Here is an 11,681-nt window from a genome sequence, read left to right on the forward strand (position 1 = left end):
TGCGCGGGAGTCGCCGTCCGGCAGGCGCGCGGACCGCAGGCCGTGAGGGCCTGCCTGGGGGGAGGAACGGGTTGTGAAGGTCAGCGTTTTCGGGCTCGGCTACGTGGGCTGTGTGTCGGCCGCGTGCCTGGCCAGCATGGGTCACGAGGTCATCGGGGTGGACGTCAACCAGGTGAAGGTCGACCTGGTCAACGACGGCAAGGCCCCGGTGGTCGAGGAGCGTATCGGCGAGCTCATCGCCGAGGTCGTACGGACCGGAGCGTTAAGGGCCACCGGTGACGTCCGCGAGGCGATCATGGACAGCGAGGTGTCGCTGGTCTGCGTGGGCACGCCGTCGGAACCCAACGGCAGCCTGTGCACCACGTACTTGGAGCGGGTCACCGAGGAGATCGGTGCCGCGCTGGCCGAGCGGGGCGGGCGGCACACCGTCGTGTTCCGCAGCACCATGCTCCCGGGCACCTGCCTGAACCTGCTGGTACCGATCCTGGAGAAGTACGTCGGCGGCACGGCCGGGGTGGACATCGGAATCGCGGTCAACCCGGAGTTCCTGCGCGAGGGCACGAGCGTGCAGGACTTCTTCGACCCGCCCAAGACCGTCATCGGCGAGCTCGACGCGGCAAGCGGCGATGCGGTGACGGCGCTGTACGACGGCTTGCCCGGCGAGGTGTTCCGGGTGCCGGTCCCGACGGCCGAGGCGATCAAGTACGCGGACAACGCGTTCCACGGCCTCAAGATCGGCTTCGCGAACGAGCTGGGCGCGGTGTGCCAGGCGCTCGGCGTGGACTCGCACCAGGTGATGGACGTGTTCCTGGCCGACCGCAAGCTGAACATCAGCCCCGCCTACCTGCGGCCCGGCTTCGCCTTCGGCGGCTCCTGCCTGCCCAAGGACCTGCGCAGCCTGGTCCACGCGGCGCAGCGGGCCGATGTCTCGGTTCCCATCCTCTCGCACGTGCTGCCCTCCAACTCCGACCATCTGCAACGCGCGGTGGAGCTGGTGGAGCGCACCGGCAAGCGCCGGGTGGGCCTGTTCGGGCTGTCCTTCAAACCCGGCACCGACGACCTCCGCGAGAGCCCGCTCGTCGAACTGGCGGAGAGGCTCTTCGGCAAGGGTTACGACCTGCGGATCTACGACGCCAACGTGAGCCTCTCCCGGCTGCTCGGCGCGAACCGCGAGTACATCGAGACCCGGCTGCCGCACCTCGCGCAGCTGCTCGCGGATTCCGTCGACGAGGTGCTCGACCACGCCGAGGCGTGCCTGGTCGGGACCAAGGATCCGGCCGTGCTGTCGGCGCTGCCCCATGGCGGCGACGGCCCGGTGATCATCGACCTCATCCATCTTCCCGACGCCGAGACGCGCCGGACCGAACCGGGGTACATGGGCCTTGCTTGGTAACACGACCAGCGACGACCGGCCGGACCGGCGTGCGCTGATCCTGGTGGAGAACCTGTCGGTGCCGTTCGACCGGCGGGTGTGGCAGGAGTGCACGACACTGCGCGACGCGGGCTGGAAGGTGCACGTCATCTGTCCCCAGGGCAGCAAGCGGGACACGGAGCCGGAGGCGGAGATCGACGGGGTGCGGATCCACCGCTACCCGTTGCGCGCGGCCACCGGAGGGCCGGCCGGCTACCTGCGGGAGTACGGATCGGCGTTGTGGCACACGGTCCGGCTGGCCCGGAAGGTCGGCCCGGTCGACGTGGTCCACGCCTGCAACCCGCCCGACCTGCTGTTCCTGCCGGCACTGTGGCTGAAGCGGCGCGGAGCACGGTTCGTCTTCGACCAGCACGACCTGGTACCCGAGCTGTACCTCTCCCGGTTCGACCGCGGCAAGGATCTGCTCTACCGCGCCGTGTGCGCGCTGGAACGGCGGACCTACCGGGCCGCGGACGTCGTGCTCGCCACGAACGAGAGCTACCGGGACGTCGCGGTGCGCCGTGGCGGTCAGCGGCCGGAGGACGTCTTCGTGGTGCGCAGCGCGCCCGACATCGACCGGTTCCACCCCGTACCGCCCGAGCCGGAGCTGAAGCGCGGCAAGCCTCATCTGCTGTGCTACCTCGGTGTCATGGGCCCTCAGGACGGCGTCGACTACGCCTTGCGGGCTCTCGCGAAGCTGCGCGACGAGGTCGGGCGGACCGACTGGCACGCGGTGTTCGTCGGCGCCGGCGACACCTTCGACGCGATGGTGGAGCTGTCCAGGGAGCTCGGGCTCTCGGAACAGGTGCAGTTCACCGGGCGGATTCCGGACGCCGATCTGGTGCGCTATCTGTCCACCGCGGACGTGTGCCTCTCCCCCGACCCGCACAATCCGCTCAACGACGTTTCGACCATGAACAAGGTCCTGGAGTACATGGTGATGGGCCGGCCGGTCGTCTCGTTCGACCTCCGGGAGGCGCGCGTCTCGGCCGGTGACGCCGCCGTCTACGCGCCCGCCAACGACGAGGCGGAGTTCGCGAGGCTCATCGCACTGCTGCTGGACGATCCGGAGAAGCGGGCCCTGATGGGCAAGATCGGCCAGGAGCGGATCGGCGGGCCGCTCTCCTGGCGGAATTCCCAGCGGTCACTGCTCGCCGCCTACGCCGCCGCCTGCCGCGACAACACTCCGGCGCCGACGGGCGACCCGGACCGTGCACAGGGCGGAGGCCGCACCGTTGAACGATGACACGATACGCCTGGTCACGATCGGGCGGATCATCCGTCGGCGCTGGCGGCTTCTCACCATCCTCGCCGTGGTGGGCGCGCTTGTCGGCTACGGCACCTCTTTGCTGTTTCCGCCGCGGTACACGACGTCGGCGTCGGTACTGCTGCCGGGGGCGTGGGAGGAGCGCGAGCTGCTGACCCAGACTCAGGTCGCGACCAGTTCGGTGGTGATCGACCGCGCGGCCGCCACGCTCGACTGGACCGGGGTCGGCGGCCGCAAGCTGCGGGACCAGGTGAGCGCCAAGGCCGCCGACGGGAACATCATCAAGATCTCGGGCACGGCCGACACCCCGGAGCGCGCACAGCAGCTCTCCGACCAGGTGGCCCAGCAGTTCGTCACCTTCGCCGCGCGGATCGTGGACGACAACACCGACCCCGAAGCGGCGGCGCAGCTCGAGGAACTGCAGCAGATGGTGGTGCAGACCAACCGCCGCATCACCCAGCTGGCCGATGCGGCCGATCCGGGACAGACCGTGGAGAGCGTGCAGACCCGCACCGAGCTCGAGAAGCTGCGCACCTCGCTCCAGGAAGCCATGAACAAGCTGGACCAGGCCGACCCGGCCGCCAAAAAGGCCAACATGGTCGTCATGGGGTCGGCGGCCCGGCCGACCGGCGAGGCACCGCCGACGAGAACGCAACTCATCGTCGGCGGGGCGCTGCTGTTCTTCCTGCTCGCGGTCATCGGCCATCTCACCGCCGCCCGGATGAGCCGCCGACTGCGCACCCAACCTGAGATCGCCGCGGCGCTGGGCTCGGCGCTGCTGGGTACCGTCGACGTACCGGATGAACGGCCCGCGCACCGGCCGGAAGGCCGTGGCCGGCGGACCCGGATCCGCCGGCTGCTGGGCGTCGACGTCCGGTGGGACATACCGACCCCGCAGACGTCCGGCGACGAGGCCAGCAGGCAGATCCGCTACCGGCGGGTGTGCGCCCGCCTCCGCGAACAACTGCCGGCCCCCCGGCGCCTGCTGGTGGTCGTCCCGGACGGCGACGTGATCGCCCGCCGGGCCGCCGGGCAGCTCGTCGCCGAGGCCGAGAGCGATCCTTCCTCGAGCTCTTCGAGCAGGGGGTACCCGATGCTGCGGGTGGTGGAGGTTTCGGTGTCCCAGCCGATGGTGCCGGACCGCGACAACGAGTCCGGTGCCCTGCTCGTGCTCAGCGCGGGCAGCTGGACCGCAGGGGAGCTCGCCGGCATCGCCGAGGCGTGTGCGGACGCCAAGCACGAGGTCGTCGGCATCGTTCTCGCCGGCGCGGTCCGGGCCCGTTCGGCACGGTCCGCCGGGCGTCCCCGGGATGTGGCCACGCCGGCGCTCGCGGTCAGCGACAACGCAACGGGAGGTTCAAGGTGACGACGAGTACATCTTCGGAGTCGTCGGCCGCCGCTCCGCTGCTGGACCTGCAGGCGCTGGTGGTGTCGGTGCGGAGGCGACGCCGTCTCTGGTGCTCCGTGGGGCTGCTGGGGCTGCTCGTCGGCGTGGCGGTGGCGGTCCTGCTGCCGTCGCCGCCGACCGCGGTGACCAAGGTGCTGGTCGCGCATCAGGAGGACCAGCCGAACGACCCCGGAACGCTGATCCGCACCGACGTCGCGCTGCTGCAAACCACGCGGATCGCCGACAAGGCCCTGAAGTCCCTCGACTCCCCTGAAAAACCAGAGGACTTCATGCGGGACTACAGCGGTGTCGGCCTGACCAACAACCTGCTGCAGATCACTGTGACCGGTGACAGCGACGCGGAAGCGGTGGCCCGCGCCAAGGCGTTGGCCGACGCGTTCGTCGCGGACCATGTGCGGCGGATACGGGAAGCCGCGGACGCCGAGTCCAAGGCCCTGCTCGACCAGCGTGACCGCATGCGGGCCGATCTCGCCAAGGTCAACAAGACGATCGGAAGCACGCCGGAGACCGGGCCGACGGCGTCGGCGGACCTGGAGTCGCTCTTCGCCCGCCGGGCCGAACTCACCTCGCGGATCACCGATTTCGGCCAGCGCGCCGCGGAGGCACGCATCGGCACGCCCCAGCTCATCGCCGGCACACAGATCGTGGACGCCCCGCGCGCGGTGCGGTACTCCCTGCCCAGGACCGCTGCTACCAACGCCGCGATCGGGCTCGTCCTCGGGCTCGTCCTCGGGCTCGCGGCGGCCGCGGTCGGCACGGTGGTGGCGGACCGTCCCGTGCTGCGCCGGGAGATCGCGGCGAACCTCGGCGCCTCGGTCATCTCCGAGCTGCCCCGCCGGTCGCCCAGACTGTGGCGGCGCCGACGGATCCGGGCGGCACGCGAACGGCTCACCACATCACTGGCCCGCACCGTGCGCGGCTCCGCGGAACCGGTGTCGCTGCTGGAACTGGGCTGTGCGCGCAGCACGAGCGTGATCGCCCTGGACCTCGCCAGGGCACTGGCGGCGGAGGGGCCGGTGGTCATCGTCGATGGTCTGCCGGGCCCGCAACTCGCCAGGCGCCGCCCGAAGCCAGGAGACCCGACCGTGGTCAGCGGCGAGCATGCCGCGTCCGTGTCGCAGCAGGAGCGCCGGCTCGGCGTCGGCTCGGTGGCGCCCGGCACGGCGTGGACCGATCTCCAGTACCTCGGCACGCAGACCGTGCTCGTCGTGCGTGCCGGGCACGGCAGCGCCGCATGGCTGCACACCGTGGCGCGGCAGCTCACGGACCAGCGCATTCCGGTGATCGGTGTGGTGCTGATCGACCCCGATCCGCGTGACCGGACCGACGGCACGCTCTGGGACGGGCTGCACACCGCGCTGCGCGGCCAGAACGAGCGGCTGGCCCGGCAGAACGGGACAGGCCGACGGCGGACTGAGCGGCTGCCGATATCGGCGGCACGCGTCCCGGACAGCGACCAGGAGGCGCGCTAGACATGTGTGGTGTCGCAGGCACTTACCGATGGCCGGACGGAAAGGTCGTGGCCGACCGGCTCACCGATACCCTCGCCCACCGCGGCCCGGACGGGGCGGGCCGGTACAGCCATGCCGTCGGTGACGGCGAAGTGCACCTCGGGCACCGTCGGCTGGCCATCATCGACCTGTCCGAGACGGGCGCCCAGCCGATGGTCTCGGACGGCCTCGTCCTGACGTACAACGGCGAGCTGTACAACGCGCCCGAACTGCGTGCCGAGCTGGCGGCCGCCGGGGTGCGCTTCCGCGGTACCTCCGACACCGAGGTGCTGCTGGAAGCCTGGCGGCGCTGGGGCACGGACTGCCTTCCCCGGCTGCGCGGCATGTTCGCGTTCGGCATCTTCGACGAGCGAACCGGTGAACTGGTGCTCGCCCGCGACCAGCTCGGCATCAAGCCGCTGTTCCTGCTCCGGCGCGGCGAGGGGCTGGTGTTCGCCTCCGAGCTCAAGGCGCTCGCCGCCGTGACCGGTGGGTCGCTGGAAGTGGACCACGCGGCGCTGGTGGCCTCGCTGCTGTACTACTGGGTGCCGGACTCACGGTGCGCGTTCCGTGAAGCCGAGAAGCTGCCGCCGGGGAGCTGGCTCAGATGCCGGCCCGACGGCCGGGTGGAGCGCGGCCGGTACTGGCACCTGAAGGACGTCGCCGCCGAGGGCCGGGAGCGGATCCGCAGCGGCGAACAGCCGGACCTGGCCGCCATCGTCGAGGATTCGACCCGGCGGCACATGCTCTCCGACGTACCCGTGGCGACCTTCCTCTCCGGCGGTCTCGACTCCAGCTACCTGACCGCGCTCGCGGCCCGCCACCAACCCGGGATCTCCGCCTACACGATCGGGTTCCGCGCCGAGGACGCCAAGTTCGAGGCGATGCCGGACGACCTGCGCTATGCCCGGCGGGTGGCCGAGCAGTTCGGTGTCGACCTGCACGAGATCGAGATCGCTCCGAACGTGCTCGACCTGCTGCCGCAGATGACGTACGACCTGGACGAGCCGATCGGCGACCCCGCCGCCATCAACACGTTCCTGATCTGCTCGGCCGCCCGGGAGGCCGGGGTCAAGGTGATGCTCTCCGGGATGGGTGCCGACGAGCTGTTCGCCGGTTACCGCAAGCACCTGGCCAACCTGCTCGCACTGCGCTACCAGCGCGTCCCGCGGCCCCTGCGGCGCGGCTTGTCCAGGGCCGTGGACCGGCTGCCGGTCGCCACGGCCCGCCGGGGGTACCGGTCGGTGCGCTTCGCGAAGCGGTTCCTCTCCTTCGCCGATCTGCCGGAGGAGACCGCGTTCCGGCGCAGCTACACCATGTACGACCAGGAAGAGCTGCTCGCCCTGGTCAATCCCGACTTGGCCGGGACGGTCGACGACGTGCTGACCGAGCACGCGGACATCTACCAGGACAACGACCTCGACGACTTCGTCAACCGCATGTGTCTGGGCGACGCCCGGATGTTCCTGCCGGGCCTGAACCTCACGTACACCGACCGGTCGAGCATGGCCGCGTCGACCGAGGTGCGGGTGCCGTACGTGGACGTCGAGGTGGTCAAGGCGGCGTTCGCCGTGCCCGGCGATCGCAAGATCGTCGGACGGCAGGGCAAGGCCGTCCTCAAGGAGGCGGCCCGCTCGGTCCTCCCCCGGGAGATCGTGTACCGGCCGAAGGGCCTGTTCAGCGCCCCGCTGCGCGCCTGGATGAGCCGGGATCTGGCACCGCTGGTGCGCGAGGTGGTCAACGACGGCGTGCTCGTCAATTCCGGGTTCCTGCGCCGCGACGCGCTGGCGCGCATGGTCGCCGAGGACGCCTCCGGGCAGCGGGACTTCTCCAAGCATCTGTGGCATGTGCTGACCCTCGAGTACTGGTACCGCGACGCGACCTCAGGGTCCGGCCGGAACGCTCGCTCGGCGGCGTAGAAGACGGCGTAGAAACAAGGGGACTTCGGGTGAAGCAGGTTGTGCAGAACTACAAGAGCGGCGAGCTGGCGGTGCTCGACGTGCCGGTGCCGGGGTGCAAGCCGGGCGGTGTGCTGGTCCGCAGCGCCTACTCGCTGATTTCCACCGGGACCGAGCTCATGAAGGTGTCCGAGGCCGGCATGTCGATGCTGGGCAAGGCCCGCTCCCGGCCGGACCAGGTGGCCAAGGTCATGCAGAGCGTGGCCACCAACGGGGTGCCCGCCACCTACCGCAAGGTGATGGGCAAGCTGGACTCGTACACGCCGCTGGGCTACTCGCTGTGCGGGGTGGTCGAGCAGGTCGGGGCCGGGATCGACGACGTGAAGGTCGGCGACCTCGTGGCCTGCGCCGGCAACGAGCACGCGCTGCACGCCGAGCTGAACTGGGTGCCGAAGAACCTCTACACCCCGGTGCCGGACGGCCTCGCGCCGCGGCACGCGGCCTTCGGCACCGTCGGGTCGATCGCGATGCAGGGCGTGCGCCAGGGCGAGCCGCAGCTCGGCGAGGTGGCGCTGGTCATCGGCCTCGGGCTGATCGGGCAGCTCGTGGTGCAGCTCCTCACCGCCGCGGGGGTCCGCGTCGTCGGGGCCGACCCCGACCCGGAGCGCTGCGAGCTCGCCGAGCGCCTGGGTGCCGCGGCGTGCGGCGATCCCGCGTCCGCGGCCGTGGAAGCCGCCGTCGCCGAACTCACCGGCGGTCATGGCGTGGACCAGGTGTACCTGGCCGCCGGCGGCGGCAGCAACCAGCCCGTCGAGCTGGCCGCGCGGCTCTGCCGGGACCGTGGCCGGGTCGTCGACATCGGCAAGTGCCGCCTGGACCTGCCGTGGAACGCGTACTACGAGAAGGAGCTCGACGTCCGGTTCTCGCGCTCGTACGGCCCCGGGCGCTACGACCCGGAGTACGAGCTCGAGGGGCGGGACTACCCGATCGGCTACGTGCGCTGGACCGAGCGCCGCAACCTGGCGTGCTTCCTCGATCTCCTCGCCCGCGGCCGCGTCGACGTGGAGCCCCTGGTCTCCCACATCGCCGACTTCGATGACGCCGTCGAGACGTACCGGCGTCTGAAGGACGGCGAACTGAAGGCCGTGGCCGTGCTGTTCCGGTACCCCGAACAGAAGGAGGAGCCGGGGGAGGCGGAGGCCCCGGCGGTGGCCGTGCCCGCGGTCCGACGCGGCGGCGCAGCGTCCGCCCCGGCCCGGTCCGCCAAGGCGCCGGTGCGGCTGGCGTTCGTCGGCGCGGGAAACTACGCGACGTCGATGCTGCTGCCGCACCTGACGCAGCGCGAAGGCGTCGAGTTGTCGACGGTGGTCACCACGACGGCGCTGTCCGCGGCCAACGCCAAGCGGAAGTTCGGCTTCGCCGAGGCGACCACCAACCTCGACGCCGTGCTCGGCGACGAGTCCATCGACGCGGTGTTCGTCGTCACCCGGCACAGCTCGCACGCCGAACTGACCCGAAAGGCGCTGCTGGCCGGCAAGACGGTCTTCGTGGAGAAGCCGTTGGCACTCACCGAGGACGAGCTGGCCGGTGTGCTCGCGGCGGTCGAGGAATCCGGCAACGACCGGCTGCAGGTGGGCTTCAACCGCCGGTTCGCGCCGCTGTTGCAGGAGGCCAGGAAGCGGTTCGGCGCCCGGACCGGTCCGGCGAGCCTCCGCTACCTGGTCAACGCGGGCCGGCTGCAGCACGGCAGCTGGTACCTCCAACAGGGCACCGAGGGCTCGCGGTTCGCCGGCGAGGGCGGACACTTCATCGACACGGCGAGCTGGCTGCTCGATGCCGACCCGGTGTCGGTGTACGCGGTCGCCCCGTCCGGCAACGAGGACCTGCAGGTCGTGCTGCACTACCCGGACGGGTCCACCGCCACCATCAGCTACGTCAGCACCGGCGCGCCCAGCTTCCCCAAGGAGACGCTGGACCTCGTCGCGGACGGCAAGGTGCTGCGGCTCGACGACTTCGTCCGTGCCTCGGTGTACGGCCGCAAGCGGTGGGTCAGTTCGCGGCTGCCCAAGGCCCGGGACAAGGGCCAGTCCGCCGAACTGGCCGCGTTCATCAAGGCCGTGCGGACCGGCGGGCCGATGCCGGTGCCGCTGGAGTCGCTGGTCGCCACCACGGCGGCCACCCTCGCCGTGCAGGCCGGCCTGGTCGGCGGCGTGCCGGTGACGCTGGCGAGGGCTCGATGACCATGAGCGCGGGCTGGTACCTCCGGCGGCTGTCCCGGATGGGACCGCGGGAGGTCGGCGGCCGGGCGGGCGACGCGGTGCGCAGGCGGCGGTGGCGGTCGGCGCGGCCGGACTGCCCGAGCGTGACCGGCGCGCAGTTCACCGCGGTACTGCCGGCGGGGACGATCGACGCGGTGGCACCTGACGCCGCGAAACGTCTCGTCGCCGAGGCGGACCGGCTGCTGGCCGGGCACTCCGAGTACTTCGGGGTGGCCCGCGACGACCTGGCCGACCCGGACTGGTGCTACGACCCGAAGACCGGACGCCGGGCTCCGTGGGGCTACGCCTTCGACGTGCCGTACCGGAACGAGGACGCGGTCGGGGACATCAAGCAGATCTGGGAGCTGTCCCGGCATCAGTACCTCACCGTGCTCGCCGCCGCCTACGCGATCACCGGGGACGAGCGGTACGCCGAGCGAGTGGCCGAGCACCTGCGGTCGTGGTGGGCGGCCAACACGCCGCTGCGCGGGGTGCACTGGACCAGCGGCATCGAGCTGGGGATCCGGCTGCTGTCCTGGGTGTGGATCCGCCGGCTGCTCGACGGCTGGCCGGGCGCGGCCGGTCTGTTCGAGGGCAACCCGGTGGCGCTGAACCAGATCTGGCATCACCAGCGCTGGCTGGCCGCCTTCCCCAGCCGGGGGTCGTCGGCGAACAACCACATCATCGCCGAGGCCGCCGGGCAGTTCGCCGCGGCCTGCGCGTTCGGGTGGTTCCCCTCCTCGGCGCGCTGGCGGGCCGACGCGCTGCGGTCGCTGGAGCGGCAGCTGCGCGGCAACACCTTCGGCTCCGGCCTCAACCGCGAGCTGGCCACCGAGTATCACGGACTGGTGCTGGAGCTCGGCCTGGCCGCGGTGGCCGAGGCGGATGCCGCCGACGTGCCGGTTCCCGCGTCGGTCCGGCTGGTACTGCTGCGGATGACCGACGCGCTCGCGGCCATCGTGGACAACCGGTTACGGCCGCCGCGCCAGGGGGACGCGGACGACGGGCACGGCCTCGTCGTGGACGGCGCGGGCACCGATCGCTGGGCCTCGCTGCTGGCCACCGGGGACGCCGTGTTCGGCCGGCTCGCCTGGTGGCCGGCGGTGACCGGCACCGATGTGCGCACCCCGCTGCTGGCCGCGCTCGTCCGGCCGTACGCGAAAGACGGAACGGAACCGGCCGTGACCCGCCCGGCAAGCCGACCGGCGCATTTCGCCGACGCGGGCATGACCATCCTGCGTGGTCCGGCGGAGATCTGGTGCCGCTGCGACGGTGGTCCGCACGGATTCCTGTCCATCGCCGCGCATGCTCACGCGGACGCGCTGTCCGTGGAGGTCCGGCACGACGGGGTCGACGTGCTCGCCGACCCGGGGACGTTCTGCTACCACGGGCAGCCCGAGTGGCGGCAGTACTTCCGCTCGACCCTCGGCCACAACACCCTGCAGCTGGACGGCGGCGACCAGTCCGTCTCCGGCGGCCCGTTCCTGTGGACCCGGCACGCCCGCAGCAGCGTCCTGGTCGCGGACGCCTCCGACGCCTCCGCCGGAGGGACGGCCCGCTGGTGTGCCGAGCACGACGGTTACCGGCGCTCCGTGCACCGCCGCCGGGTGGAGCTGACGGCCGCGAGCCAGGAGCTGAGGGTGGTCGACGAGGTGCGCGGCCCGCGCGGGGCCGTACGCCTGGCGTTCCACCTCGGCCCGGCGATCACCGCGGACCTGGTGGAGAACCGGGCGCTGCTCACCTGGACCCGGGACGGCGAGGACCGTTCCGCGACCCTCGACCTGCCCGGGGAGCTGTCCTGGCGGGCGCATCGCGGCGAGAGCGACCCGCCGCTGGGCTGGTACTCCCCCGGTTTCGGGCGCAAGGAACCCACCACAACGCTCGTCGGCACCGGCTTCGCCGACGGCACGGAGGGGTTCACCACCGTACTCAGGTTCCGTGGCTAGGGA

6 protein-coding genes and 1 pseudogene are annotated in these 11,681 nt (G+C 71.6%); all 7 read left to right on the plus strand.

All coding sequences use genetic code 11. The features are described from left to right. The first annotated feature begins 73 nt into the window (after window positions 1–73). The 7 genes and pseudogenes from ACWD68_RS00475 to ACWD68_RS00505 all read left to right on the plus strand — a co-directional run bounded on the left by ACWD68_RS00475 (window position 74) and on the right by ACWD68_RS00505 (window position 11,678). The gene (locus ACWD68_RS00475; protein ID WP_451804093.1) at window positions 74–1,393 is read left to right on the plus strand and encodes a nucleotide sugar dehydrogenase; all 1,320 of its coding nucleotides are present in this window, start codon (window positions 74–76) and stop codon (window positions 1,391–1,393) included. Beyond that, window positions 1,383–2,650, plus strand: a pseudogene (locus tag ACWD68_RS00480) (glycosyltransferase family 4 protein). The gene ACWD68_RS00475 and the pseudogene ACWD68_RS00480 overlap by 11 nt, the downstream one beginning before the upstream one ends. Next, on the plus strand, window positions 2,647–4,044 hold the full coding sequence (locus tag ACWD68_RS00485; RefSeq protein ID WP_451804095.1) for a Wzz/FepE/Etk N-terminal domain-containing protein: 1,398 nt from the start codon (window positions 2,647–2,649) through the stop codon (window positions 4,042–4,044). Before ACWD68_RS00480 ends, ACWD68_RS00485 begins: the two are co-directional and overlap by 4 nt. Further along, window positions 4,041–5,558, plus strand: a complete 1,518-nt coding sequence (locus ACWD68_RS00490) for a Wzz/FepE/Etk N-terminal domain-containing protein (RefSeq protein WP_451804097.1) — start codon at window positions 4,041–4,043, stop codon at window positions 5,556–5,558. Before ACWD68_RS00485 ends, ACWD68_RS00490 begins: the two co-directional genes overlap by 4 nt. A gap of 2 nt (window positions 5,559–5,560) precedes the next feature. Next, window positions 5,561–7,495: an asparagine synthase (glutamine-hydrolyzing) gene (gene asnB, locus ACWD68_RS00495; protein ID WP_451804099.1), complete on the plus strand. Its 1,935-nt coding sequence runs from the start codon at window positions 5,561–5,563 to the stop codon at window positions 7,493–7,495. 29 nt (window positions 7,496–7,524) lie between these two features. Beyond that, the gene (locus ACWD68_RS00500; protein ID WP_451804101.1) at window positions 7,525–9,714 is read left to right on the plus strand and encodes a bi-domain-containing oxidoreductase; all 2,190 of its coding nucleotides are present in this window, start codon (window positions 7,525–7,527) and stop codon (window positions 9,712–9,714) included. Beyond that, window positions 9,711–11,678 carry an alginate lyase family protein gene (locus tag ACWD68_RS00505; RefSeq protein WP_451804103.1) on the plus strand — a complete coding sequence of 656 codons (1,968 nt, stop codon included), beginning with the start codon at window positions 9,711–9,713 and terminating at the stop codon, window positions 11,676–11,678. The genes ACWD68_RS00500 and ACWD68_RS00505 overlap by 4 nt, the downstream gene beginning before the upstream one ends. Window positions 11,679–11,681: the final 3 nt, after the last annotated feature.

Source organism: Streptomyces sp. NPDC005141 (genome assembly GCF_053599975.1).

Bases quoted from the DNA above. Each gene is read 5' to 3' on its own strand.
- asnB (WP_451804099.1), top strand. From the start codon at position 5,561: ATGTGTGGTGTCGCAGGCACTTACCGATGGCCGGACGGAAAGGTCGTG.
- ACWD68_RS00505 (WP_451804103.1), top strand. From the start codon at position 9,711: ATGACCATGAGCGCGGGCTGGTACCTCCGGCGGCTGTCCCGGATGGGA.